Below are 23,331 nucleotides of genomic sequence, written 5' to 3' on the forward strand. Positions count from 1 at the left end.
CAATGTCGGACATAGCCGTTAGCCTGGCGCGACGCAGTCACATTCGGGATGGGGGACGGTCGTTACGCATGGCCAGGGAATTCCAGCGCGGCCACAAGGCCAAGATCAGTGATCTCACGCCGGGGACGGATCTGTACGTAGGTGTGCAGATCGCCGCTCCCGGGCTGACCTTCGACATCAGCTGCTTCGGCCTCGATGCCGATGAACAGCTCTCGGACGACCGTTACTTCATCTTCTTCAATCAGCCCAAGTCACCTGAGGAATCAATCCAGTTGCTGGGCGCCCAGGCCGGTGACACCGAGTCCTTCAGGGTGACGCTGGAGCGTATCCCGGCGCAGATCCACAAACTCTCGTTCACCGCCACCATCGACGGCGCGGGCCAGATGTCCCAGGTCGGCCCCGGATATATCCGGCTGGTCGCGGGCGGCGAGGAAGTCGTCCGATACGCCTTCAACGGTTCGGAGTTCACCACCGAGCGCGCCGTCATGCTCGGCGACTTCTATCTCAAGGACGTATGGCGGTTCGCCGCCGTCGGCCAGGGCTTCGACGGCGGGCTCGACGCGCTCCTGAAGAACTTCGGCGGCGAGGTCGCCGAGGAGGAGCCGGCGCCGCCGCAGCCGTCGGCCGGTGGACAGGTGCCGGGCTTCGCGCCGCCCGCGCAGAGCACGCCCGCGCCGGCGTTCGGTGCCCCGGCCGCCCCGCAGGCACCTCAGTTCCCGCAGGCTCCGCAGCCCGCGCCCTCGTTCGGCGCTCCGGCCGGGCCTCCGGCGCCCGCACCGGCCCCCGCGCCCGCACCTCAGCCGATGCATACCGCGCCGACCATCGTCGCGCCCATGACGCCGCCCGGTGGCACCATCCCGCCGCCGCCCGCGCCCGCTCCGTACGGACAGCCGCCCCAGCAGCCGCAGTTCGGCCAGGTCCCGCCGCCGGCCGCGCCGTCTCCGTACGGCCAGCCCGCACCCGCGCCGTACGGTCAGCAGCCGCCCGGTCCGCCTCTGGGCGGCGCTCCGCAGGGCGTGCCCCAAGGCGTACCGCCCGGCGGCGCCGGTCTCCAGGCCGCCCTTCAGCCGTACAAGGAACTGCCCACGGGCCAGCGCTGGACTCCGCAGAACGGCCAGCTCATGCGGGTCGACCTCGGCATGGGCGGCACTCCGGTCCTCGCCCGCCAGGGCAGCATGGTGATGTACCAGGGCAAGGTCGACTTCAGCTACAAGGGCGCCGGTTTCGCCGGCCGTATCGTCGGCAACGCCACCGGCCAGGAGATGCAGCTCATGCGCTGTACCGGCCGCGGCCAGGTGTTCCTCGCCGAAGAGGGCGCGCATCTGCATCCCGTGGAGCTCCAGGGCGACGGTATCTGTGTCTCGGCGGAGAACGTCCTCGCCTTCGACGAGTCCCTCCAGTACGAGGTCCGCCGTGTCGAGGGCCATGGCATCCCCGGCGGCGCCCTGTTCACCATGCTCTTCCAGGGCACGGGCACCGTCGTCGTGAAGACCCACGGCACTCCGGTGGTCCTGCCCGTCACGCCCACGACCTTCGCCGACTGCAATGCCGTCGTCGCCTGGTCGGCTGCGTCCCAGGTGATCATCTCCAGCCAGGTCAGACTGCGCCGCAACGCGTATCCCGGCCACAGCGGAGAGACCGTGAACCTCCAGTTCCGGGGAGCCCCCGGCAACTTCATCGTCGTCCAGCCGTACGAGGTCTGAGGGAGCCCGGACCATGAACCAACAGCTCGCGGGCTACGCCCCCACACCCATCGCGGCCCGGATGGAGAACCACGGCCGTGCCATGCTCAAGGTCGCCATGGCCTCGGGGCACGACCTCTTCGCACGGACCGGCTCGATGGTCGCCTACGAAGGCTTCATCCAGTACGAGCCGAATCCGCCCGCCATCCGCCAGATCGCCTCCCAGTGGGTCACCGGCGAGGGCACGCCTCTGATGAAGTGCTCCGGCGACGGCCTGCTCTATCTCGCCGACTACGGCGCGGATGTCGTCGTCATCAACCTCAACAACGACGCCCTCTCGGTCAACGGCACCAATCTGCTGGCCTTCGACGCCCATCTCCAGTGGGGCGTCGAGCGGGTGAAGGGCCTGGCCAAGTTCGCCGGCCAAGGGCTGTGGAACGTACAGATCTCCGGGACCGGCTGGGTCGCCCTGACCTCGCGCGGCACTCCGATCGTGGTCGACTGCGGCCGTGGCGAGGACGAGACCTATGTCGACCCGGACGCCCTCGTCGCCTGGTCCCCGGCCCTCAAGGTGAAGGGCAAGCGCAGCCTGAAGGCCTCGGCGCTGATAGGACGAGGCAGCGGAGAGGCCTTCCAGATGGCCTTCTCCGGCCAGGGCATCGTCGTCGTACAGCCCAGCGAGGACAGCACCGACCGTCTGCGGATCCAGGGCTGAGAGGAGCGAGAACACACCATGCAGAGTCCGCTTTTCGCCTATACGGAACAGCAGTCCCAGGAGCGGTACGCGGTGCAGAACCCGCAGCTCCTGCGGGTGGCGCTCACCGGCCAGGACGATGTCCTCGCCCGCAAGGGCGCGATGGTCGCCTATCAGGGGCTGATCGACTTCGACGGTGAGTACCAGTCGCAGGGCCAGCGGCAGGCCCGCGCCCGCACCGGTGAGGGCCTCGATCTGATGCGCTGTTCCGGGCAGGGCACGGTCTATCTGGCCAATCTCGCCCAGTACATCCATGTGGTGGAGGTCGAACAGGAAGGGATGACGGTCGACAGCGCCTATGTGCTGGCGCTCGACTCCTCCCTGCACACCGAGGTCATCGCGGTGGACAGCCAGTACGGCATCTCCGGCTCCGGCAAGTACCAGCTCAATATCTCCGGCCGGGGCAAGGTCGCGCTGATGACCTCGGGCCAGCCGCTGATGCTCCAGATCACGCCGGACAAGTACGTCAACGCCGACGCCGACGCGATCGTCGCCTGGTCCTCCTCACTGCGGGTCCAGATGCAGGCGCAGACGCACTCCTCCGGGGTACTGAGGCGGCGCGGCAACACCGGCGAGGGCTGGGAGCTGAGCTTCCTCGGGCAGGGCTTCGCGCTCGTACAGCCCAGTGAGGTCATGCCGCCGCAGAACGCGCAGATCGGACAGGGCGTGGCCGCGCAGTTCGGCATGGGCCAGCACGGAGCGCACGGTCAGAACCAGAACAACGCCTGGAGCAGATGACCGCGCTCCGGCCGCCGCGCACTGAGCGGAAGGAGGCGGCCTCCTTATGGAGGCTGCCTCCTTCGCGGCCGTTCTCGCGGCCGTTCTCCAGCAGTGGCCGACCGGACAGGGCCTAGTAGCGGCCGTCCAGCGCAGCCCGCGTCCGCTCCACCAGCCGTACGACCGAGCCGTCGGCCACCTCCGCCGCCTCCTCGTAGGAGAACCAGCTCAGGTCCAGCGACTCCTCGCTGATCCGCTCGACCGCTCCGGCCGGTGCCAGCGCCGCGTACTGGACATCGAGATGCCAGTGGCACGGCGCCGGAATGGCATGCCGGTCGAGCTGGACAGGACCGCCCTCCAGCGGTCGCAGACCGACGATCCCGGACTCCTCCGTGGCCTCCCGCAGCGCGGCGCGCTCCAGAGTGTCGTCACCGGGCTCGCAGTGACCGCCCATCTGGAGCCACATACCGAGCTTCTTGTGCAAGGTCAGCAGCACCCGGCCGCGCTCCGGATCGATGACCAGCACGCTGGCCGTGAGATGTCCCGCCGTGCAGGACTTCCACATCGCGTCCGGATGGGCGGACAGATGTTCCAGATAGAGCCCGCGCAACTCCTTCTGGCCCTCGTACCGGCTCTCATAGCCCTTCAGTACGAGGGCGGCGTCGTCATGCAGGCTCACTGGTCGGTGTCGTCCTTGCCACCCTTGCCACCCTTGCCGTCCGGTTCGTCCGCCGCCTCGCCGAGCATTCTGTCCAGCTCGGAGAAGTCCAGCTGCTCGTGGTGGACGAAGCCGTCCGGATCGTCCAGATCCGAAGCCGTCGGCAGCATGTCCGGGTGCTCCCACAGCCGGTCGCGGCCGTCGACTCCGCGCGCGTCCGTGAGCGACGCCCACAGCCGCGCGGCGTCGCGCAGCCGGCGCGGCCGGAGCTGAAGGCCGATGAGCGTGGCGAAGGTCTGCTCGGCGGGGCCGCCGGAGGCACGGCGCCTGCGCAGCGTCTCGCGCAGCGCGTCCGCTCCGGTGAGCCGCGACTTCGCGGCCTCGTGCACCACCGCGTCCACCCAGCCCTCGACCAGCGCGAGCGCCGTTTCGAGACGGGCCAGCGCGGCCTTCTGCTCCGGAGTGTCCTCCGGCTGGAACATGCCCTGCTGGAGCGCTTCCTGAAGCTCCTCGGGATGCGTGGGATCGAACTGGCCGACCACGTCCTCCAGCTTGGTGGTGTCGACCTTGATTCCGCGGGCATAGCCCTCGACCGCGCCGAACATATGCGACCGCAGCCACGGCACATGGGCGAAGAGCCGCTGGTGGGCGGCCTCGCGCAGGGCCAGATACAGCCGGATCTCGTCCTTGGGCACACCGAGGTCCTTGCTGAACGCCTCGATGTTCAGCGGGAGGAGCGCGGCCTTGCCGGCCGGGCCCAGCGGCAGCCCGATGTCCGTCGAGCCGACCACCTCGCCCGCCAGCACGCCCACGGCCTGTCCGATCTGCTGGCCGAACATGGCGCCGCCCATGGAGCGCATCATCCCGATCAGCGGGCCCGCCACGGACTGCATCTCCTCGGGCAGCACCTCGCCCATGGCCGTGCCGACCCGCTCCGCCACCGGGTCCACGAGCTGCTGCCACGCGGGCAGCGTCGCCTCGACCCACTCGGCGCGGCTCCACGCCACCGACGTGCTCGCGCCGGACGGCAGGGACGTCACACCGTCCAGCCACAGATCGGCCAGCCGTACGGCCTCGTCCACCGCGGCGCGCTCCGAAGGGCCGACGCTGGAGTCCTTGGTGCCGTCAGGCGTGCCCTGTGCGACCGTCTGGCGGGCGATCTGCTTGGCCATGTCCCAGTTGACGGGACCGCCCTCATAGCTGAGCATCTGGCCGAGCTGCTGGAAGGCCGCGCCCAGGTCGCTGGGGTTCAGCGAACCGAACATCGCGGCGAACGGATTGTCACCGCCGCCCGCGCCGCCCGGCAGCCCGAACCCGAAGTTTCCGAAGGGATTGCCGGGACCGCCCTGACCACCGGCACCCTGACCACCTCCGGCAGGGTCCTTCTTCTTGCCGTCGCCGTCCTCCGGCTCCTCCGGCGGAAGGCCGAATCCGAATGGGGTGTCACTCACGGGGTTCCTCGGCTCGTAGGGCCGCCGGCTTCTGCCGGCGGCGGCTGCCCGACTACACCACCCAGCCTAAGCGGCACCGGGTGGACGAGGGCGGTGCCGCGTGCCGTCGGCCGGGCCCGGCCGCACGACCCGGACTCCGCCTTCGGCCCGCTCGGTCCGCCGCCTCGGGCGGCATCGCACGGCTGCGACACCCGGGCGGCTTCCGGGCTCAGTGCTCCGTCGGCCTGTGGCCTGCGGCAGGATGGACGTCACCTGGTACGTACGCGTCATTCACGTACGTATTGAAGACAACCGCTGGAGACGCCCGGTGAGTTCCCCAGATCCGCAGGTTCGCGCAGCGCGAAACCGCTCAACCACGCACCCGTCCCGGGGCCCTGTCGTCGCGGTCACCGGCGCCGCCTCCGGCGTCGGTGACCTGCTCACCCGGCGCCTCGCCGCTTCCGACGAGATCAAGCAGGTCATCGCCATCGACGAGCGCCGAGGTGAGGTCTCCGAGGCGCAGTGGCACATCCTCGACGTCCGCGATCCGGCCATCGCGGAGAAGTTGCGCGGCGCGGACGTGGTGGTACACATGGCGCTCGATCTCGATCTGGAGACCGATCCCGCCGCCCGAACGGCCTACAACGTACGAGGAACCCAGACCGTGCTCACGGCGGCAGCCGCGGCGGGCGTCCACCGTGTCGTGCTGTGCACCTCGGCGATGGTCTACGGCGCGCTGCCCGACAACGACATCCCGCTCTCCGAGGACGCCGAGCTGCGCGCGACTGCCGAGGCCACGGGCGTCGGCGATCTGCTGGAGATCGAGCGGCTGGGCCGCCGGGCGCCCCGCGCGCACCCAGGGCTCAATGTGACGGTCGTACGGCCCGCCGTCCTGGTCGGCGGTACGGACACGGCCCTCACCCGCTATTTCGAGTCACCGCGGCTGCTCGTGGTCGCCGGATCCCGTCCCACCTGGCAGTTCTGCCATGTCGAGGATCTGGTGAGCGCCCTGGAGTACGCGGCGCTCGAAAAGGTCGACGGGGAGTTCGCGGTGGGCTGCGACGGCTGGCTGGAGCAGGAGGAGGTCGAGGAGCTGAGCGGCATCCGCCGGATGGAGCTGCCGTCCGCGGTCGCCCTGGGAGCCGCGGCCAGGCTGCACCGGATCGGTCTCACGCCCTCTCCGGCCGGCGATCTCGCGTACACGATGCATCCCTGGGTGGTCAGCGTCAGCAGGCTGCACGACGCGGGCTGGCGGCCACGGTGGACCAATGAGGAGGTGCTCGCCGCGCTGCTGGAGGAGGTGGAGGGCCGGCACACGGTCGTCGGGCGCCGGCTCGGCCGCAAGGATGCCACCGCGGCGGGCGCGGCGGGCGCGACAGTGGCGCTGCTCGGTACGGCCGCGCTGGTACGGCGGGCCCGCAAGGCACGACGAGGCCGCTGACACGGGCCGCTGAGACGGGCCGCTGACACGAGGCAGCTGACACGAGGCCGTCGGCCGGAGCGGCCGTACGGACCGTACGCGCCGTTCCTGGATGTCAGTGGCGTACGGCACGATGGGGACCATGGCGAGCACGCATTCCCATCCGGGCGAGCAGGCGGGACAGGATCCCATCCGCCTGCTGGCGATCCGCGACACTCCACTGACCGTCGATGAGGTCTTCCGCGCGGTCGGGGACGACGCCGCGGGCGGTACGGCCCTCTTCGTCGGTACGGTGCGCAACCACGACGGCGGCGCCGATGTGGACACCCTCGGCTACTCCTGTCATCCCTCCGCGGAGGCGGAGCTGCGGCGCGTGGCCGAGAAGATCGTCGCCGGCCATCCGGTGCGGGCGCTGGCGGCCGTCCACCGAGTGGGCGATCTGGAGGTAGGAGATCTGGCGGTCGTGGTGGCGGTCTCCTGCCCGCACAGGGCCGAGGCGTTCGAGGCCTGCCGGAAGCTGATCGATGACCTCAAGCACGAGGTCCCGATCTGGAAACACCAGAAGTTCTCCGACGGCACCGAAGAGTGGGTGGGCGCGTAGCGCCTCGTTGAGGGGTGGTGGCCGGGCGACGGGTTGGGCGGGTGGGCGCGTAGCGCTTCGTTGAGGAGGCCATAGCGGGCTACCGCCGGGCGTCCTGCCGCGGTGGGACCGGCCTGAAACCTGGTCGGTCGCGGACGGCCCGATTTGCGTAACCGCACCCCTGCCAGCAGCGTTGTCTCAGCAGATGGTTAATCTGCTGATCGGTCAGTTCACGGACGCTCATGTACGTCGGGAGGTCGGTATGGCCGCACTCGCCTGGTTGTTGATTCCGCTATTCGCTGCCGTAGGCGCGGCGATATGGGGAAGCTGGGCCGCAAGAGATCGCACGGTCGGGGATATCGCCGAGCTGAATGGCTATGCCCGGTTCCGTGATGCCATGGAAAAGGCGCATTCCGGTCCGGATCGGTTCTGACGTCGGACGCCGTGGCAGCCGCCCGTACGCATTCGCTGTGCCGATCCGCGCGCAGCCCCGTACGGACGGCCCCAGCGGTGCACAGAGGGACGGTTACCGTACTGTCGTTCCATGCCACGCCGCACCGCGACGATGCTCGCCTCCACCCTCATCCTCATCGCGCTGCTCTGCGCGGGAGTGCTCATCAAAGTGCCGTATTCGGAGATGAGCCCGGGACCGACGGTGAACACGCTCGGCAACGCCCGTGGAGAACCGGTACTGCAGATCTCCGGGCACAAGACCTATCCGACGTCGGGCCATCTCAATATGACGACGGTCAGGGTCACGGGCGCGGATTACAAGATGAACATCGTGGAGGCGGTCTACGGCTGGCTGGCACACGACAACGTCGTGGTGCCGCACGACACGCTCTATCCGGACGGCAAGACGGAGGAGCAGTCCACCCAGGAGAACGCCGAGGAGTTCAGCCAGTCCCAGGAGAGCGCCAAGGTCGCCGCCCTGAAGGAACTGGACATCCCGGTCTCCTCGCGCACCGTCGTCTCCTCGGTGATCAAGGACGGTGCCGCCGAGGGCACGCTGCACGCGGGTGATGTGATCAAGCAGGTGGACGGTTCGCCGGTGCGGGAGCCCGCCGATGTCGCTCGGCTCGTCACCAAGCACAAGCCCGGTGAGGACGTCATCTTCGGCATCATCCCCGTGGCGGACGCGAAGGCGGCGGAGAAGCTCGGCAAGGAGCCCGAGGGCATCGAGCGGATCACGCTGACCACACAGAGGTCCGAGGAGGGCGACCGCGCGGTCGTCGGTATCACGGCCGGGACCGACCACACCTTCCCGTTCAACGTCGACATCAAGCTCGCCGATGTGGGCGGCCCGAGCGCCGGGCTGATGTTCGCCCTCGGCATTGTCGACAAGCTCACGCCCGGCGCGCTCACCGGCGGCAAGTTCGTCGCAGGTACGGGCACGATCGACGACCAGGGCCAGGTCGGCCCGATCGGCGGTATCGAGATGAAGCTGGTCGGCGCGCGCGGCGCGGGCGCAGAGTACTTCCTCACGCCGGAGCAGAACTGCGCGGCGGCGGCCTCCGACATCCCGGCCGGCCTCACCCTGGTCAAGGTGAAGACGATTGACGACGCCAGGAAGTCGCTGAACAAGATCCGCGACGGGGACACGGCCAGTCTGCCGAGCTGTTCGGCAGGCTGACCGGCCGTCTCCACCACCGGGCCCTGGTCTATGCCTCGAACGTGGCCGCCAGGGCCTCGGCCAGGCCCGGCACCAGTCCCGAGCCCGTGAGCACCTCGCTCGGCGAGTCCTTCTCGCGCAGCCGCAGGGCCGACTCACGGGCGCCGTCACGCAGCACGGCGACCGTCATCCGGACCTCCTGGCGCTCCGGATGGGCGGAGACCCACCGGGCGAGCCCTGCGTCGTCAAGACCGTCCGGTACGGACGCCTCCGCCGACGGCGGCAGCATCAGCCGCTCCACCGTCATTGCGCAGCCCGCCACCGCCCCGGGCCAGGCGATGGTGCCGAGGAACTCGTCCAGCGGAGTGCCGGACGGGATCTCGTCCTGCTCGATGGGCGTGAGCGGAGCGACCGCGCCGCCGTCGTCGAGACCGAGCTGGGCGGCCAGCTCCGGCTCGTCGGTGCGCAGCCGCGCGGTGTCGACCAGCGCGAAGAGCCGGGCCGGCTGGTCCCAGCCGAGCCCCGACGCGTACTCGTCGATTTCGAGCACCGCGCGGGTCAGCGGGCTCGCGGCCATGGGTGTACCTGAGGGAGAGACGTTGGACATGGTCGATATCCTGCCTCCTTCGGACCCCGGTGCGGGAACTAGGTAAAGCCTCAGTAAGTTGCATGAGTGGGCCCTACGATCGCTGGGGCCCGCTTCACACGCTGAAACACGACCGCGAACTTCGAGGTGCGCACGTTGGCTTTCCAGATGCCGGACCGCGGCGGAGGCCCGACCGGGCCACGGATCAGAGTGGGCCGGCCGTCCCGTCGGGCCCGGACCCTGCTCATGACGCTGGGAGCGCTGGCCGTGCTGGCCATGCTCTTCGTCATGTTCGCCGGGTTCTGGACCGACTGGCTCTGGTACCGCTCGGTGAAGTACTCATCGGTTTTCACGACCACGCTCTGGACGAAGGTCGGCCTCTTCGCCGTCTTCGGGCTGCTGATGGCCCTCGCCGTCGGTCTGAACATCTGGCTGGCGCACCGGCTGCGCCCGCCGCTGAGCGCGATGTCGATGGAGCAGCAGAACCTCGACCGGTACCGGATGGGGATCGCGCCGTACAAGAAGTGGGTGCTTCTGGCGATCACCGCGCTGGTCGGGCTGATCGCCGGCGCCTCCGCCTCCGGCCAGTGGCGCACCTGGCTGATGTGGGTGAACGGAGTGCCCTTCGGCCAGAAGGACCCCCAGTTCAAGATGGACGTGTCGTTCTACGCGTTCGATCTTCCCTGGTACCGCTTTCTGCTGGCCTTCGGCTTCGCCGCCGCCGTGCTGTCGCTGATCGCCGCCGCGCTGACGCACTATCTGTACGGAGGGCTGCGGATCACCAGCCCGGGTGCGCGCGCCACGGCCGCCGCCACCGGCCATCTGTCGGTGCTGATCGGTGTCTTTGTCTCGCTGAAGGCCGTGGCGTACTGGCTGGACCGGTACGGGCTGGCCGTGAAGGCCAGTGACTTCAAGGCCGCGGGCAGCTGGACCGGGCTGCGATATGTGGACGCCAACGCCTATCTCCCGGCGAAGACGATCCTCTTCTGCATCGCCGTCATCTGTGCCGTGCTGTTCTTCGCGACGCTCTGGCGCCGCACCTGGCAGCTTCCGGTGATCGGCTTCGGTCTGATGGTGCTCTCGGCGATCCTCATCGGCGGTCTCTACCCGGCGATCGTGCAGAAGTTCCAAGTCCAGCCGAACGAGCAGGCCAAGGAAGCGCCGTACATCAAGAAGAACATCGACGCCACACGCGCGGCGTACGGCATCGACGACGCCGATGTGCAGGACTACCAGGGCAAGGGCGATCCGGCCAAGAAGACCGATCAGCGCAAGGCGGCCGACTCCGCGGCCAGTTACCGGCTGGTCGACCCCAATGTGGTCTCGCCCGCGTTCCAGCAGCTTCAGCAGGAGCGTAAGTACTACCAGTTCCCGGCCACGCTGGACGTCGACCGGTACACCGATGCCGACGGCAAGATCCAGGACACGGTCGTCGGTCTGCGCGAGCTGAACATCACGGGTATCCCCAAGCGCAACTGGATCAACGACCACTTCACCTACACGCACGGGTACGGAGCGATCGCCTCCAAGGGCACGAACACCGTGACCGACGAGAACAAGGGCACGGTCGGCGCTCCCGAATTCACCGAGTCCGGTCTGCCGACGAGCGGGCAGCTCGACAAGTACGAGCAGCGGATCTACTACGGCGAGAAGACCGAGCAGTACTCGATCGTGGGCGGCCCGCAGAAGGAGCTCGACTACGAGAAGAACGGCGAGCAGACCACGAGCTACGCGGGCAAGAGCGGAGTCGATCTCTCCAATCCGCTGAACCGCGCGGCATACGCCGTGGCCTTCAGCGAGCCGCAGATGGTCTACTCCGGCGCCATCGGCGACGGCTCGCGCATCCTTTACAATCGCACGCCCAAGGAGCGCGTCGAGGCGGTCGCGCCCTGGCTGACGATCGACGGCGACGCCTATCCCGCCGTGGTCGACGGCCGTATCCAGTGGATCGTCGACGCGTACACCACGACGAACGGCTACCCGTACGCGTCCCGTACGACGCTCGGCGACACCACGGCCGACTCGCTGACCGACAACCAGCGCGCGGTCGTCGCACAGCAGAACCAGGTCAACTACATCCGGAACTCGGTGAAGGCCACCGTCGACGCCTATGACGGCACGGTCAATCTGTACCAGTGGGACACCGAGGACCCGGTGCTCAAGACCTGGATGAAGGCCTTCCCCGGCACGGTGAAGGCGCGGGACCGGATCGATCCCGATCTGCTGGCCCATCTCCGTTATCCGCAGGACATGTTCAAGGTGCAGCGCGAGCTGCTCACCCGCTACCACGTCACCAACCCCGCGCAGTTCTACAGCGGCAGTGACGCGTGGCAGGTGCCGAACGATCCGACCAACAAGAACAGCAGCGCGGTCCCGCCGTACTATCTGAGCCTCAAGATGCCCGGTCAGGACGATCAGAGGTTCTCGCTGACGACGACCTTCACGCCCAACGGACGCCCCAACCTCGGTGCGTTCATGGCGGTGGACGCGGATGCGACCAGTGCGGACTACGGCAAGATCAGAGTGCTGAGAGTGACCTCGACCGTCCAAGGCCCGCAGCAGGTACAGAGCGAGCTGAACGGTGTGCCCGAAGTCGCCGAGTTCGTCAGGAACTTGAGAGGCACCGACTCGGACATCGAGTACGGCAATCTGCTGACCGTGCCGCTCGAAGGCGGCTTCCTCTATATCGAGCCGGTGTACGCGCGCGGTGGCAGCGCCAACTATCCGCTGCTGAAGAAGGTGGCCGTCTCCTACGGAGGCAAGCCCGTCTTCAAGGACAGCCTGGGCGAGGCGCTCAACGCCGTGTTCGGCGAGGAGAGTTCCGAGCCGCCGGTCACGACACCGCCACCGTCCGACGGCGACACCACCAAGCCGCCCGCGACCGGTGACACGGCGCTCCAACAGGCCATCGCGGACGCGCAGAAGGCGTACGACGACGGTGAGGCGGCGCTGGCGAAGCAGGACTGGGCGGCGTACGGCAAGGCGCAGGAGGCCCTCCAGGACGCCCTGCGACGGGCCGCCGCGGCGGACAGCAGCCCGGCCGGCGGCTCGGACAGCGCGTCGGGCGGCGGCTCGTCGGACAGCGAGGCGTCGGCCAGCGCCACGGCCAGCGGCAGCGCCGACAGCGGCTGAGCAGGCATCACTCCGCGTCGTGGTACGGTTGGGACACAACGACGCGGGGTGGAGCAGCTCGGTAGCTCGCTGGGCTCATAACCCAGAGGTCGCAGGTTCAAATCCTGTCCCCGCTACGCGAAGTCAAGGGCCCGGATCCAACAGGATCCGGGCCCTTGACGTATGTCCGGCGTGTCCGGCCCCACGAACGGTGTTTCAAGGCGCGGGACTTGGGCCCGAGCGTGTTTGACTTGTCTCTCTGTGGGCATGTCGACAAAACGCTGAAGTGACCTTGTGGGTCGCGGTATACCTGCTGTACGCGGGTGGCAGGTGGTGCGACGATGGAAATTATGGGGGATAGGACAACTCTGTTGGAGACAGGGCGGTTTGTGCAGCGTCATGCGGCAGGCGCGGCCGACGCCGCGAACGCCGCGGATTCTCTTGGTGCCACGGGCGCCGGAGCCCCGCACACGGCCGGTGTGGCCCCGCACCCGGCCGGCCCGGAGGACACCGCCGACGCCGAGACCGAGGCACGCCACCGCCGGGCCGCCGACGCCGGGGACGTCGCGTCGATGAGCGTGCTCGGCGCCCTGCTGCTGCGCCGTGGCGATCTCGACGGAGCCGAGCCGTATCTGCGGGCCGCGACCTCCGAGGGCGACCGCGCCGCCGCCAACAATCTGGGTGTTCTGCTGCATCAGCGCGGCTACCCGGACGAGGCGGCCGGCTGGTGGCGTATCGCCGCCGTCGCCGGATCCGCCGCCGCGGCCCATGCCCTGGGCCGTCACCACCGTGAGCTGGGCGACGAGCCGGCCGCGGAGTACTGGCTGCGCCAGTCCGCCGAGCAGGGCCATGCCCTCGGCGCCTACGCCCTCGCCGATCTGCTGGAGCACCGCAGCGATGTCGGGGCCGAGCGCTGGCTGCGCGCCGCCGCCGAGCAGGGACACCGCGAGGCGGCGTACCGGCTCGCCAGGACGCTGGAGCGCCGGGCCCGTGAGACGGTCCGCGCCGGAGCCGGCCCTGTCCACCGCAGAGGTACGGGCCCGACGGCGCCGGGCGGCAGCGGCACGGGCGGCCACCGGACGGGACGTACCGGCGTCCACCGCGACAGCACCGGTACGCGTATGAACACCGGGAGCCATACCGGTGCGCGGCACACCGGCACGGGCATGGACGCCACCGGCGGCGCCGACGCGCCCGCGCTCCTCGCCGAGGCCGCCCAGTGGTACCGGCAGGCAGCCGCCCGCGGCCACCGCAGGGCCGCGCTGCACCTCGGCGCGATTCTGGAGAAGCGCGGCGAGCTGAAGGAAGCGGGCCGCTGGTATCTGACCTCCGCCAGGGACGGCGACGCGCGGGCGGCCTGCGCCCTCGGCTTTCTGCTGCGCGACGCGGGCGACGAGGAGAGCGCGGCCATCTGGTGGCTGCGTGCCGCGCAGGAGGGCGACGGCAACGCGGCCAACGCCCTCGGCGCGCTGCACGCCGCCCGAGGTGAGCAGCAGACCGCCGAGCGCTGGTACCGCGCCGCGATGGACGCGGGCGATGTCAACGGCGCGTACAACCTCGGGCTGCTCTGCGCCGCCCAGGACCGCACCGTCCAGGCCGAGCAGTGGTACCGCCGCGCCGCCTACGCGGGCCATCGTGAGGCCGCCAACGCGCTCGCCGTGCTGTTGTTGCAGGCCGACGACCCGACCGGCGCCGAGCCCTGGTTCTCCAAGGCGGCCGAGGCGGGCAGTGTGGACGCCGCGTTCAATCTGGGCATCCTGTACGCCGGGCGGGACGAGGACCGTACGGCCCTGCGCTGGTACGAGCGCGCCGCCGCCGCGGGCCATACGGAGGCGGCCCTCCAGGTCGGTATCGCCTGTCTGCGGGACGGCGACGAGCGCTCGGCGGAGCGCCATCTGCGCTGCGCAGCGGGCGGCGGCAGCGCCGAGGCCGCGTTCCGGCTGGCCACGCTGCTCGACTCGCGCCAGCCGCCGCCAGGACCGCCCGCGCTCGGCGAGCCGTACGGAGTGAAGAGCGAGTGCGAGCAGTGGTACGAGCGCGCCGCCGAGCAGGGACACCGCCGGGCGCAGGTACGGGTCGGGATGCTGGCCGCCGCCCGCGGTGACATCACCGACGCCGCGCGCTGGTACCGGGAGGCGGCGGAGGCGGGCAGCCGCAACGGCGCCTTCAACCTCGGACTGCTGCTCGTACGCGAGGGCGGCGAGCGGGAGGCCGCCCTGTGGTGGACCAGGGCCGCCCAGGCGGGCCACGGCCGGGCCGCGCTGCGTCTGGCGCTGCTCGCCGCGCGCCGTGGCGAGCTGACCGAGGGCCAGCGCTGGTGCGCCCGCGCCGTCGAGCTGGGCCCCGCCGAGGTGGCGGAGCGCGCGGCCCGACTGCGCGAGGCGCTCCACCAGGAACTCACAGCCTGAGCCGCAGGAACTCACGGTCTGAGCCGCCCGCCGCGTCGGTTTCCCGTTGCGTCGGTTACTGCCGCGTACTACCGCGCAGGCGGCATGGGCGCGTCGGGCCGGCGAGGCTCCTCCAGGCGCGCGATCTGGTCCTGGAGAGCGGTGATCTGTGTGCGCAGGTCCTCGATATGGCGGTGGAGCGCCTGGATACAGACCAGAGCGACACCGTTGGTGTCGGTGGCGGAAATGGTGACGTTGTCGGCGCCGAGTCCGAAGGCGGCGTGCCAGTCCTGGGCCATCGGGCCCAGATGCCGGACATGTGGCGGATCCCAGTGGTAGCGCCAGGTGCTGACCGGCAGCCGGAGCACCTCGTCCAGGACCTCGTAGCCGTTGAGGGCGTCGGCGGGCCCGGTGGTGTCCGCAGTGGCGGCGGAGGCCAGCCCCGCCGGACCGGCCGAGGCCTGCGCGCGGGAGAGATGACCGGCCCGCGCGCGGGAGAGGCGATCCGGTCGCGCCGGCCGCAGACGGCGGACGGCGCGACGCACGGTGTCGATGATCAACGGTCCCAGCGCACCGGTGTCATATCGGTCTTCGCGTTGCGGTCCGAGAGGCCTCCCAGGAGACCGCCGATCAGAGGCAGACCTCCGAGCAGTCCCGCGAGAGGCTGTTGCGCTTGGGCGCCGGGAGCGGGCTGCGGCGCGGCCGGCGCCTTGCTGCTCATGGTCTGGGCGGGCTCGACGGGAGCGGCCCAGCAGACCGGTGTGGCGGCTCCGGCCGCGATCCCGACGGCGGCGGTGACGGTCACGGCGGACCGCACGAACTTGCTGGACGGTGGCATGGATTCCTCCGGGGGCAAGGTGATGACGCGGTTGTCTCCGGCCTAACGAAGCAGTCGGCCGGGAGGAAACGGCGTACTGAACCAACCAGCGCAGCCACCGTGCGTCGCGTCCTGGCCCTGGGCCCGCGTAAAGGGATTTGCACCGGTCGGCGGGCGTGACGTAATGTTGCGTTTACCGACGCGGGGTGGAGCAGCTCGGTAGCTCGCTGGGCTCATAACCCAGAGGTCGCAGGTTCAAATCCTGTCCCCGCTACTGAACAGACCTGAGGCCCGGAACTCGAAAGAGTTCCGGGCCTCAGTCGTTTCGTACGGTCGCGCCTCAGCCGCTTCGTACGGTGGAGTCCGTACGGCGAGGTGAGCGGAGCGGTCAGGTGGACGCGCAGTCCGGGCAGGTGCCGCGGTAGGTGACCTCGACATCCGAGACCGTGAAGCCGAAACGCTCTCCGTCCGGCAGATCGGCCAGCGGATCGCCCGTGGGATGGACATCGCGGATGGTGCCGCACCGGGCGCAGACCAGATGGTGGTGAGGCCGGTGCGCGTTCGGGTCGTACCGCTTGGCGCGGCGGTCCGTGGAGACCTCGATCACCTCACCGAGCATGACCATCTCGCCCAGTGTGTTGTAGACCGTGGCCCGTGAGATCTCCGGCAGCCGGGCCACGGCACGCGCGTGCACCTCGTCGGCCGTCAGATGTACATGGTCCCCGTCGAGCACCTCGGCCACAACGCGCCGCTGGGCCGTCATACGCCAGCCTCGTCCGCGAAGTCGTTCCAACAGGTCACTCATGATGACCAGCTTAACAGTGAAGGGAACCAGGTCCCGAACGTGTACGACTTTGGATGTCTGCTTGACTTGGACAAAGTCCATCGTAGGATCGGCGGTGGCGGTAGCCGCCAAGGGACAGGACCGGCAGCAAATGACGCAGGAGGCGCACGTGACGCAGGGACCGCTCACTACGGAGGCCGGGGCTCCGGTCGCCGACAACCAGAACAGCGAGAGCGCGGGCGTCGGCGGTCCCGTGCTGGTCCAGGACCAGGCGCTGCTGGAGAAGCTCGCGCACTTCAACCGTGAGCGCATTCCGGAGCGCATCGTGCACGCGCGCGGCGCCGGTGCGTACGGCACGTTCACGCTGACGCGCGATGTCTCGCAGTGGACGCGCGCCAAATTCCTCTCCGAGGTCGGCAAGCAGACCGAGACGTTTCTGCGCTTCTCCACCGTCGCGGGCAACCTGGGCTCCGCCGACGCGGTACGCGACCCGCGCGGTTTCGCGCTGAAGTTCTACACCGAAGAGGGCAACTACGACCTCGTCGGCAACAACACCCCGGTGTTCTTCATCAAGGACGCCATCAAGTTCCCCGACTTCATCCACACCCAGAAGCGCGACCCGTACACCGGCTCGCAGGAGGCGGACAACGTCTGGGACTTCTGGGGGCTGTCGCCCGAGTCCACCCACCAGGTGACCTGGCTCTTCGGTGACCGCGGTATCCCGGCGACGCTGCGCCACATGAACGGGTACGGCTCGCACACGTACCAGTGGAACAACGAGGCCGGTGAGGTCTTCTGGGTCAAGTATCACTTCAAGACCGACCAGGGCATCAAGAACCTGACCTCGGCCGAGGCCGCGGTGCTCGCGGGTGAGGACCCGGACTCGCACCAGCGCGATCTGCGCGAGTCCATCGAGCGCGGTGACTTCCCGTCCTGGACGGTGCAGGTGCAGATCATGCCGGCGGACGAGGCGGCGGCCTACCGCTTCAACCCGTTCGACCTGACCAAGGTCTGGCCGCACGAGGACTATCCGCCGATCGAGATCGGCAAGCTGGAGCTCAACCGCAACCCGGAGAACATCTTCGCCGAGGTCGAGCAGTCCATCTTCTCGCCGGCCCACTTCGTGCCGGGCATCGGTCCCTCCCCGGACAAGATGCTCCAGGGCCGTCTCTTCGCGTACGGCGACGCCCACCGCTACCGCGTCGGCATCAACGCCGACCATCTGCCGGTGAACCGTCCGCACGCCACCGAGGCGCGCACCAACAGCCGGGACGGTTTCCTGTACGACGGCCGCCACAAGGGTGCCAAGAACTACGAGCCGAACAGCTTCGGCGGCCCGTTCCAGACGGACCGGCCGCTCTGGCAGCCGGTCGCGGTCAGCGGTGCCACGGGCGAGCACGCGGCCCCGAGCCACGCCGAGGACAACGACTTCGTCCAGGCGGGCAATCTCTACCGGCTGATGTCCGAGGACGAGAAGGGCCGGCTGATCGAGAACCTCGCCGGTTTTATCTCCAAGGTCTCGCGCGACGACATCGTCGAGCGCGCGGTGAACAACTTCCGCCAGGCGGACGGTGACTTCGGCAAGCGACTGGAGGCCGCGGTCCAGGCCCTGCGCGGCTGACAGCCTCGCCGAGACGGAAGGGGCCGGGTCCTTCGGGATCCGGTCCCTTCCGCCGTCCCCCCGGGCGCGGCGCGGTGTCAGCCGGCCAGCACCGCCGCCTCGCGCCGGTCCGGCGCCCAGCAGCGGATGATGTCGCGTACGGAGACGATGCCGACCGGCTCCCGGTCGTTGAGCACGATCAGATGGCGGAATCCGCCGCTCGACATGGCTGCCGCGGCTTCCTCCAGCGTCCAGGAGGGCGCGGCGAAGACGACATCGGTGGTGGTGTGGGTACAGGCGGTCTCGGCGTCGGGGCTCTGGCCCGCACCGAGCGAGTTCAGGATGTCGCGCTCGGTGAGAATCCCGATGCCGCAGTGGTCCGGGTCGAGAACAACGGCGGCGCCGACGCGGCGCGCGGACATCAGCCGGGCCGCCTGGCGGAGCGTATGCGTGGGCCCGATGGTCAGAACCACCGAACTCATGGCGTCACGGACGAGCATGGGGTGAATGCACCTCCCTGGTAAACCGTCCTGTGGAGACCCTCCAATGAGAAACGATTCACAAGTTCACAAGTGGGGGGACTTTCAGAGTGGCACTCCTTGGCCGGAGCAACAAGGGGGCGCCCGATGCACGCGGCGCGACGCGGTGCACGCGGTGCGCCTCCCGGCGGGGTCGGCGCGCCTCGCCGGACGGGCTGGAAATGCGGGCCCGGACCGGGCGGGAAGCCGGGGTTCGGGCCTTAATACCGCTGGTTCAGGTACCCGAGCAGTTCCTCGTGGAGGATGCCGTTCGATGCCGCCGCGTTGCCGCTGTGCGGGCCCACTCGGCCGTCCAGGCCTGTGAAGGTGCCGCCCGCCTCCTGGACCACGATCGTCGTCGCCGCCATGTCCCACAGGGACAGTTCCGGCTCCGCGCAGATGTCCACCGAGCCCTCCGCGACCATCATGTACGGCCAGAAGTCGCCGTAGCCGCGCGTACGCCAGCACGCGCGCGTCAGGTCGAGGAAGCCGTCCAGCCGGCCCTGCTCCTCCCAGCCGGTCAGCGAGGAGTACGCGAACGACGCGTCCCGGATGCGCGAGACCTTCGAGACACGCAGCCGGGTCGCGGAGGAGAGGCTGCGGCCCGTGTACGCGCCGCCGCCCTTCGCCGCCCACCACCGCCGGCCCAGCGCGGGCGCCGACACCACGCCGACGACCGGCTCGTAACCGCCCTCGGCGGCCACCATCAGGGAGATCAGCGTCGCCCAGACCGGTACTCCGCGGACATAGTTCTTCGTACCGTCGATGGGATCGATGACCCAGCGGCGCGGGCCCGTGCCCTCGATGCCGTACTCCTCGCCCAGGATCGCGTCGCGCGGCCTGGCCCGCTGGAGATGGCCACGGATCAGCTCCTCGGCCGCCTTGTCGGCCTCGGTCACCGGAGTCATGTCCGGTTTGGTCTCGACCTTGAGGTCCAGGGCCTTGAAGCGGTCCATCGTCGCGGCGTCGGCGGCATCCGCGAGGACATGGGCGAGACGCAGATCATCGTGGTAGTCGGGCATGGTCGTCACAGTATCCACCGGGAGGAAGCCCCGGCCATGGGGCCCGTACCGGCAAGAAGCCGCAGGCGGGCCTCGCCGTTGGTCTTGACAGCCGACGACGGTCCGTCAACTCTGGGCGCAGAGCCGCACGGCCCCGGAGGCGACGATGCCTACTGCGCGTGAAGCCCTGCTCAACGCCGGTCTCTCGGCACTCGCCGGGCTGCCCTGGTCCGCGGTCAGAATGGTCGATGTGGCCTCGGCCGCCGGAGTCTCCCGGCAGACGCTCTACAACGAGTTCGGCAGCAAGGACGGGCTGGCCCGCGCGCTCGTGCGGCGCGAGGTCGATCTCTATCTGCGCGGTGTGGAACGGCTGTTGAGCGAGCGGCGGGACACCGTGGACCGACTGGTGGCCGTCGCCGAGTGGACCGTCACCGAGGCGCGGGCGCGGCCTCTGCTGCGGGCGCTGCTCACCGGCTGCTGGGGACGGTGGCTGCCCGCGCCGGCTCCCGTACGGATCACCGCGCCGCCCTCCGGCGTCCCGGCGCAGCGCCGCGCCGACGCAGGACCGCCCGCGACGGGCGATCTGGTCGCGCTGGTACGGGACAGAGCCGTGGCGGCGCTGGAACGGCACCGTACGGATCATCTGCGGTCCGGTGCGGGCAGGGCCGAGTTGCTCTACCGCTGTGAGCTGGCCCTGCGGCTCGCGCTCGCCCATCTCGTCGCGCCCGGTGGCGAGTCCGTGGCACCGCTGGTCCGTACGGCCGTCACCGCGCCGCTGCCCGCGGCCTCGTCCGTACCGCTCAGTGCGCCGAGCCCGAGAGCTGGAGCCCGATGACTCCGATGATGACCAGGGAGATCGAGACGAGTTTCAGTACGGAGACGATATCGCCGAGGAAGATCATGCCGTAGATCGCGGTACCGGCCGCGCCGATGCCCGTCCAGACCGCGTAGGCGGGACCGACGTCCAGTTTCTTCAGCGAGAGCGTCAGCAGACCGAAGCTGCCGAGCGCGAAGGCCGCGAAGGCGATCGTCGGCCAGAGCCTGGTGAAGCCGTGGGAGAGTTTGAGGCAGACGGCGAATCCCGTCTCCAGGATTCCGGCGACCACAACCAGCAGCCACGCCATTGTCAGAGGCCTCCCCGTATCAGTGACTGCTCGTCCCGCCTGGTTGGATTATGCCCTTACCAGCACCGCGGGATCGCAAACGTGTGCGCGTCAGTCCCCTTCGCGCCGTTCGCGTGTGGCGAGGAGCCGGCGCAGGGAATAGAGCCTGGCCGGATCGGCGTGTCCCTCGGCCACCCATGCGTCGAGCGCGCAGTCCGGCTCGTCGTGACTGCATGCCCGAGGGCAGCCCTCCGTACCGGGCACCAGATCGGGGAAGGCGAGGATGACCCGGGACGGATCGACATGGTGCAGTCCGAAGGAACGGATGCCCGGGGTGTCGATCACCCAGCCGTCCGCCTTCTCCAGCGGCAGGGCCAGCGCCGAGGTCGTGGTGTGCCGGCCGCGGCCCGTGACCGCGTTGACCAGGCCGGTGGTCCGTCGTCTGTCCTCCGGCACCAGGGCGTTGACCAGCGTCGTCTTGCCGACGCCCGAGTGGCCGACGAAGGCGGTGACCCGGCCGTCGAGATACTCGCGTACGAGATCGGCGGCGTATCCGCTCGCCAACTCGTCGCGCCGGGTGACGACATAGCGGATACCGAGCGCCTTGTAGGTCTCCAACAGCTCGTCGGGCGAGGCCAGATCGGACTTCGTCAGCACGAGCAGCGGTTCCAGACCTCCGTCGTACGCGGCGACCAGACAGCGGTCGATCAGCCGGGGACGCGGCTCGGGATCGGCGAGCGCGGTGACGACGGCCAACTGGTCGGCGTTGGCGACGACCACGCGCTCGTACGGATCGTCGTCGTCCGCCGTGCGCCGCAGTACGGAGTGGCGCTTCTCGATGCGTACGATCCGCGCCAGCGTGTCCTTCTTGCCCGACAGATCACCGACCAGACCGACCTGGTCTCCCACCACGGCTGCCTTGCGGCCCAGTTCGCGTGCCTTCATCGCCAGGACCACGCGGTCCTCGACAAGGCAGGTGATCCGGCCGCGGTCCACGGTCAGGACCATGCCCTCCGAGGCGTCCTCGTGCTTGGGCCTGATGTTCGTACGCGGCCGGTTGCCCTTGGGATTGGGGCGGGAGCGGATGTCGTCCTCGTCGGGGTTCTTGCCGTAGCGCCGCATCGCGTCAGGCTCCCGCTCCCGTCAGCATGTCGGTCCACATCCGCGGGAAGTCGGGCAGTGTCTTGGCGGTCGTGCCCACGTTCTCGATCTGTACTCCTTCGACGGCCAGGCCGATGATCGAACCAGCCGTGGCCATCCGGTGGTCGTCGTAGGTGTGGAACACACCGCCGTGCAGCGGGCGCGGGCGGATGTGCAGTCCGTCCGCCGTCTCGGTGACATCGCCGCCCAGTTCGTTGATCTCCTTGGTGAGCGCGGCCAGCCGGTCCGTCTCATGGAGCCGCAGATGCGCGACGCCGCGCAGCGTGGAGGGCGAGTCGGCGAGCGCGGCGACGGCCGCGATACCGGGTGTCAGCTCGCCGACCTCGCTCAGATCGACGTCGATGCCATGGATCGTGCCCGTGCCACGGAAGGTGAGGCTGGAGCCCTCCGCCGTCATGACGTACTCGCAGGAGCCGCCCATCTCGGTGAAGATCTCACGCAGCGCGTCACCCGGCTGAGTGGTCCGCTCCGGCCAGTCCGGGACGGTGACCCGGCCGCCGGTGACCAGCGCGGCGGCCAGGAACGGCTGGGCGTTGGAGAGATCCGGTTCCACGGTCAGATCGCGGCCGAGCAGGGCGCTGGGAGAGACGCGCCAGACATTGGGCTCCCCGCCGGTCTCGGGCTCGTCAACCTGGGCGCCGACCGCGCGGAGCATGTCGACGGTCATCCGGATGTGCGGCATGGAGGGCAGCACGGCGCCCACATGCCGTACCTCCACGCCCTGGTTGAAGCGCGCGCCCGAGAGCAGCAGCGCGGAGACGAACTGGGAGGACGCGGAGGCGTCGATCTCCACCGCGCCGCCGTCCAGCGCACCGCCGCCGTGCACGGTCAGCGGGAGCGCGCCGCGGCTGTCGTCGTCAATACGGGCGCCGAGGGCGCGCAGGGCATGGATGACGCTGTGCAGTGGACGTTCGTAGGAGCGTGGATCGCCGTCGAAGCGGATGGCTCCGTCGGCGAGCGTCGCCACGGGCGGCAGGAAGCGCATCACCGTGCCGGCATTGCCGACATCGACGGTCGCCGGGCCGTGCAGCCCGGACGGGATCACGCGCCAGGCCTCGCCGCCCGGCGCGGGAACGCCGGCGGCGGTGGAGCTGGACGAGAGGCCCTCCTCGATGCCGACGCCCATGGCGCGCAGGGCGTCGGCCATCAGCAGGGTGTCACGGGAGCGCAGCGGGCGGCGGAGCCAGCCGGGCTCGGCGGCCAGCGCGGCGAGGACCAGACCGCGGTTGGTGACCGACTTGGAACCGGGCACGGTAACCGTCGCTTCGACGGCCCCGTGTGCGTAGGGGGCGGGCCAGAGGGCGGGCTGCACGGAGCTTTCGGTCATGGCCATCACTTTAGTGGTTCGTAACCGAAGCGGATCCTGAACAAAAGTGGCGAAACCAGGGCGTAACGAGAAGGTGATAGGAG

At 69.6% G+C, this 23,331-nt stretch carries 22 protein-coding genes and 2 tRNA genes; 13 read left to right on the forward strand and 11 right to left on the reverse strand.

What is annotated here, in order from left to right:
• Positions 1 to 68 precede the first annotated feature (68 nt).
• Genes ACFV6H_RS00110 through ACFV6H_RS00120 form a run of 3 tightly spaced genes read left to right on the forward strand, consistent with a single transcriptional unit; the run spans position 69 to position 3,174 of the window.
• Positions 69 to 1,703 (forward strand): TerD family protein, encoded by a 1,635-nt coding sequence (locus ACFV6H_RS00110; protein WP_385536625.1) that lies wholly within the window; start codon positions 69 to 71, stop codon positions 1,701 to 1,703.
• A gap of 13 nt (positions 1,704 to 1,716) precedes the next feature.
• Positions 1,717 to 2,397: an AIM24 family protein gene (locus ACFV6H_RS00115; RefSeq protein ID WP_384976249.1), complete on the forward strand. Its 681-nt coding sequence runs from the start codon at positions 1,717 to 1,719 to the stop codon at positions 2,395 to 2,397.
• A gap of 18 nt (positions 2,398 to 2,415) precedes the next feature.
• Positions 2,416 to 3,174 (forward strand): AIM24 family protein, encoded by a 759-nt coding sequence (locus tag ACFV6H_RS00120; RefSeq protein WP_093601260.1) that lies wholly within the window; start codon positions 2,416 to 2,418, stop codon positions 3,172 to 3,174.
• A 112-nt stretch (positions 3,175 to 3,286) separates the two neighbouring features.
• Here the strand turns inward: ACFV6H_RS00120 and ACFV6H_RS00125 are convergent, their stop codons facing one another.
• Positions 3,287 to 3,832, reverse strand: a complete 546-nt coding sequence (locus tag ACFV6H_RS00125; protein ID WP_385536630.1) for an NUDIX hydrolase — start codon at positions 3,830 to 3,832, stop codon at positions 3,287 to 3,289.
• Positions 3,829 to 5,262 carry a zinc-dependent metalloprotease gene (locus tag ACFV6H_RS00130; RefSeq protein WP_093601256.1) on the reverse strand — a complete coding sequence of 478 codons (1,434 nt, stop codon included), beginning with the start codon at positions 5,260 to 5,262 and terminating at the stop codon, positions 3,829 to 3,831. Before ACFV6H_RS00130 ends, ACFV6H_RS00125 begins: the two co-directional genes overlap by 4 nt.
• Positions 5,263 to 5,569: 307 nt before the next feature.
• On the opposite strand from ACFV6H_RS00130, the gene ACFV6H_RS00135 reads away from it, so the two are divergent.
• The 4 genes from ACFV6H_RS00135 to ACFV6H_RS00150 all read left to right on the forward strand — a co-directional run bounded on the left by ACFV6H_RS00135 (position 5,570) and on the right by ACFV6H_RS00150 (position 8,874).
• Positions 5,570 to 6,682, forward strand: coding sequence for an SDR family oxidoreductase (locus ACFV6H_RS00135; RefSeq protein WP_384794118.1), 1,113 nt, complete (start codon positions 5,570 to 5,572; stop codon positions 6,680 to 6,682).
• 121 nt (positions 6,683 to 6,803) lie between these two features.
• Positions 6,804 to 7,262: a molybdenum cofactor biosynthesis protein MoaE gene (locus ACFV6H_RS00140; protein ID WP_093601098.1), complete on the forward strand. Its 459-nt coding sequence runs from the start codon at positions 6,804 to 6,806 to the stop codon at positions 7,260 to 7,262.
• Positions 7,263 to 7,503: 241 nt separating this feature from the next.
• Positions 7,504 to 7,674: a hypothetical protein gene (locus ACFV6H_RS00145; RefSeq protein ID WP_176732639.1), complete on the forward strand. Its 171-nt coding sequence runs from the start codon at positions 7,504 to 7,506 to the stop codon at positions 7,672 to 7,674.
• Positions 7,675 to 7,785: 111 nt separating this feature from the next.
• Positions 7,786 to 8,874 (forward strand): PDZ domain-containing protein, encoded by a 1,089-nt coding sequence (locus tag ACFV6H_RS00150; RefSeq protein WP_385536635.1) that lies wholly within the window; start codon positions 7,786 to 7,788, stop codon positions 8,872 to 8,874.
• Positions 8,875 to 8,902: 28 nt separating this feature from the next.
• On the opposite strand, the gene ACFV6H_RS00155 is transcribed toward ACFV6H_RS00150, so the two are convergent.
• Complete coding sequence (locus ACFV6H_RS00155; protein WP_384794123.1) at positions 8,903 to 9,460, reverse strand: PPA1309 family protein; 558 nt, start codon at positions 9,458 to 9,460, stop codon at positions 8,903 to 8,905.
• Between the two features lie 147 nt (positions 9,461 to 9,607).
• Between ACFV6H_RS00155 and ACFV6H_RS00160 the strand changes: the two genes are divergently transcribed.
• From ACFV6H_RS00160 to ACFV6H_RS00170, 3 genes are all read left to right on the forward strand, one after another.
• The gene (locus tag ACFV6H_RS00160) at positions 9,608 to 12,571 is read left to right on the forward strand and encodes a UPF0182 family protein (RefSeq protein ID WP_385537870.1); all 2,964 of its coding nucleotides are present in this window, start codon (positions 9,608 to 9,610) and stop codon (positions 12,569 to 12,571) included.
• Between the two features lie 42 nt (positions 12,572 to 12,613).
• A tRNA-Met gene (locus tag ACFV6H_RS00165) sits at positions 12,614 to 12,687 on the forward strand.
• A gap of 204 nt (positions 12,688 to 12,891) precedes the next feature.
• Positions 12,892 to 14,958: a tetratricopeptide repeat protein gene (locus tag ACFV6H_RS00170; RefSeq protein WP_385536639.1), complete on the forward strand. Its 2,067-nt coding sequence runs from the start codon at positions 12,892 to 12,894 to the stop codon at positions 14,956 to 14,958.
• A 68-nt stretch (positions 14,959 to 15,026) separates the two neighbouring features.
• Here the strand turns inward: ACFV6H_RS00170 and ACFV6H_RS00175 are convergent, their stop codons facing one another.
• Positions 15,027 to 15,482 carry a tail fiber domain-containing protein gene (locus ACFV6H_RS00175; RefSeq protein ID WP_176732443.1) on the reverse strand — a complete coding sequence of 152 codons (456 nt, stop codon included), beginning with the start codon at positions 15,480 to 15,482 and terminating at the stop codon, positions 15,027 to 15,029.
• Between the two features lie 11 nt (positions 15,483 to 15,493).
• A complete protein-coding gene (locus ACFV6H_RS00180; RefSeq protein ID WP_385536643.1) occupies positions 15,494 to 15,775 on the reverse strand; it encodes a hypothetical protein in 282 nt (93 codons plus the stop codon).
• Between the two features lie 179 nt (positions 15,776 to 15,954).
• Between ACFV6H_RS00180 and ACFV6H_RS00185 the strand changes: the two genes are divergently transcribed.
• Positions 15,955 to 16,028 (forward strand) — tRNA-Met (locus ACFV6H_RS00185).
• Between the two features lie 114 nt (positions 16,029 to 16,142).
• Here the strand turns inward: ACFV6H_RS00185 and ACFV6H_RS00190 are convergent.
• Positions 16,143 to 16,559, reverse strand: a complete 417-nt coding sequence (locus tag ACFV6H_RS00190; RefSeq protein ID WP_385536646.1) for a Fur family transcriptional regulator — start codon at positions 16,557 to 16,559, stop codon at positions 16,143 to 16,145.
• A 130-nt stretch (positions 16,560 to 16,689) separates the two neighbouring features.
• Here ACFV6H_RS00190 and ACFV6H_RS00195 point away from each other — a divergent pair, with 130 nt between their 5' ends.
• Positions 16,690 to 18,159: a catalase gene (locus ACFV6H_RS00195; RefSeq protein WP_385536649.1), complete on the forward strand. Its 1,470-nt coding sequence runs from the start codon at positions 16,690 to 16,692 to the stop codon at positions 18,157 to 18,159.
• 77 nt (positions 18,160 to 18,236) lie between these two features.
• Here the strand turns inward: ACFV6H_RS00195 and ACFV6H_RS00200 are convergent, their stop codons facing one another.
• The gene (locus ACFV6H_RS00200; protein ID WP_093596388.1) at positions 18,237 to 18,638 is read right to left on the reverse strand and encodes a cyclic nucleotide-binding/CBS domain-containing protein; all 402 of its coding nucleotides are present in this window, start codon (positions 18,636 to 18,638) and stop codon (positions 18,237 to 18,239) included.
• A 239-nt stretch (positions 18,639 to 18,877) separates the two neighbouring features.
• Positions 18,878 to 19,678 carry a histidinol-phosphatase gene (gene hisN / locus ACFV6H_RS00205; protein ID WP_384784006.1) on the reverse strand — a complete coding sequence of 267 codons (801 nt, stop codon included), beginning with the start codon at positions 19,676 to 19,678 and terminating at the stop codon, positions 18,878 to 18,880.
• A 145-nt stretch (positions 19,679 to 19,823) separates the two neighbouring features.
• Here hisN and ACFV6H_RS00210 point away from each other — a divergent pair, with 145 nt between their 5' ends.
• A complete protein-coding gene (locus ACFV6H_RS00210) occupies positions 19,824 to 20,492 on the forward strand; it encodes a TetR/AcrR family transcriptional regulator (RefSeq protein ID WP_093596392.1) in 669 nt (222 codons plus the stop codon).
• Here the strand turns inward: ACFV6H_RS00210 and ACFV6H_RS00215 are convergent.
• The 3 genes from ACFV6H_RS00215 to aroA all read right to left on the reverse strand — a co-directional run bounded on the left by ACFV6H_RS00215 (position 20,458) and on the right by aroA (position 23,248).
• Positions 20,458 to 20,781 (reverse strand): multidrug efflux SMR transporter, encoded by a 324-nt coding sequence (locus tag ACFV6H_RS00215; protein WP_093596394.1) that lies wholly within the window; start codon positions 20,779 to 20,781, stop codon positions 20,458 to 20,460. The two genes, ACFV6H_RS00210 and ACFV6H_RS00215, sit on opposite strands and share 35 nt — an antisense overlap.
• A gap of 90 nt (positions 20,782 to 20,871) precedes the next feature.
• Positions 20,872 to 21,882: a ribosome small subunit-dependent GTPase A gene (gene rsgA, locus ACFV6H_RS00220; protein ID WP_384784010.1), complete on the reverse strand. Its 1,011-nt coding sequence runs from the start codon at positions 21,880 to 21,882 to the stop codon at positions 20,872 to 20,874.
• Positions 21,883 to 21,886: 4 nt separating this feature from the next.
• Positions 21,887 to 23,248, reverse strand: coding sequence for a 3-phosphoshikimate 1-carboxyvinyltransferase (gene aroA / locus ACFV6H_RS00225; RefSeq protein WP_384976232.1), 1,362 nt, complete (start codon positions 23,246 to 23,248; stop codon positions 21,887 to 21,889).
• Positions 23,249 to 23,331 lie beyond the last annotated feature (83 nt).

It is taken from the genome of Streptomyces sp. NPDC059743 (assembly GCF_042732975.1).
Taxonomy (GTDB): domain Bacteria; phylum Actinomycetota; class Actinomycetes; order Streptomycetales; family Streptomycetaceae; genus Streptomyces.

Bases quoted from the DNA above. Each gene is read 5' to 3' on its own strand.
- ACFV6H_RS00120 (WP_093601260.1), top strand. From the start codon at position 2,416: ATGCAGAGTCCGCTTTTCGCCTATACGGAACAGCAGTCCCAGGAGCGG.
- ACFV6H_RS00180 (WP_385536643.1), bottom strand. From the start codon at position 15,775: ATGCCACCGTCCAGCAAGTTCGTGCGGTCCGCCGTGACCGTCACCGCC.
- ACFV6H_RS00155 (WP_384794123.1), bottom strand. From the start codon at position 9,460: ATGTCCAACGTCTCTCCCTCAGGTACACCCATGGCCGCGAGCCCGCTG.
- ACFV6H_RS00190 (WP_385536646.1), bottom strand. From the start codon at position 16,559: ATGAGTGACCTGTTGGAACGACTTCGCGGACGAGGCTGGCGTATGACG.
- hisN (WP_384784006.1), bottom strand. From the start codon at position 19,678: ATGCCCGACTACCACGATGATCTGCGTCTCGCCCATGTCCTCGCGGAT.
- ACFV6H_RS00170 (WP_385536639.1), top strand. From the start codon at position 12,892: ATGGAAATTATGGGGGATAGGACAACTCTGTTGGAGACAGGGCGGTTT.
- ACFV6H_RS00140 (WP_093601098.1), top strand. From the start codon at position 6,804: ATGGCGAGCACGCATTCCCATCCGGGCGAGCAGGCGGGACAGGATCCC.
- ACFV6H_RS00115 (WP_384976249.1), top strand. From the start codon at position 1,717: ATGAACCAACAGCTCGCGGGCTACGCCCCCACACCCATCGCGGCCCGG.
- ACFV6H_RS00200 (WP_093596388.1), bottom strand. From the start codon at position 18,638: ATGCTCGTCCGTGACGCCATGAGTTCGGTGGTTCTGACCATCGGGCCC.
- ACFV6H_RS00150 (WP_385536635.1), top strand. From the start codon at position 7,786: ATGCCACGCCGCACCGCGACGATGCTCGCCTCCACCCTCATCCTCATC.
- ACFV6H_RS00210 (WP_093596392.1), top strand. From the start codon at position 19,824: ATGCCTACTGCGCGTGAAGCCCTGCTCAACGCCGGTCTCTCGGCACTC.
- ACFV6H_RS00215 (WP_093596394.1), bottom strand. From the start codon at position 20,781: ATGGCGTGGCTGCTGGTTGTGGTCGCCGGAATCCTGGAGACGGGATTC.
- ACFV6H_RS00145 (WP_176732639.1), top strand. From the start codon at position 7,504: ATGGCCGCACTCGCCTGGTTGTTGATTCCGCTATTCGCTGCCGTAGGC.
- aroA (WP_384976232.1), bottom strand. From the start codon at position 23,248: ATGACCGAAAGCTCCGTGCAGCCCGCCCTCTGGCCCGCCCCCTACGCA.
- ACFV6H_RS00195 (WP_385536649.1), top strand. From the start codon at position 16,690: ATGACGCAGGAGGCGCACGTGACGCAGGGACCGCTCACTACGGAGGCC.
- ACFV6H_RS00110 (WP_385536625.1), top strand. From the start codon at position 69: ATGGCCAGGGAATTCCAGCGCGGCCACAAGGCCAAGATCAGTGATCTC.
- rsgA (WP_384784010.1), bottom strand. From the start codon at position 21,882: ATGCGGCGCTACGGCAAGAACCCCGACGAGGACGACATCCGCTCCCGC.
- ACFV6H_RS00160 (WP_385537870.1), top strand. From the start codon at position 9,608: ATGCCGGACCGCGGCGGAGGCCCGACCGGGCCACGGATCAGAGTGGGC.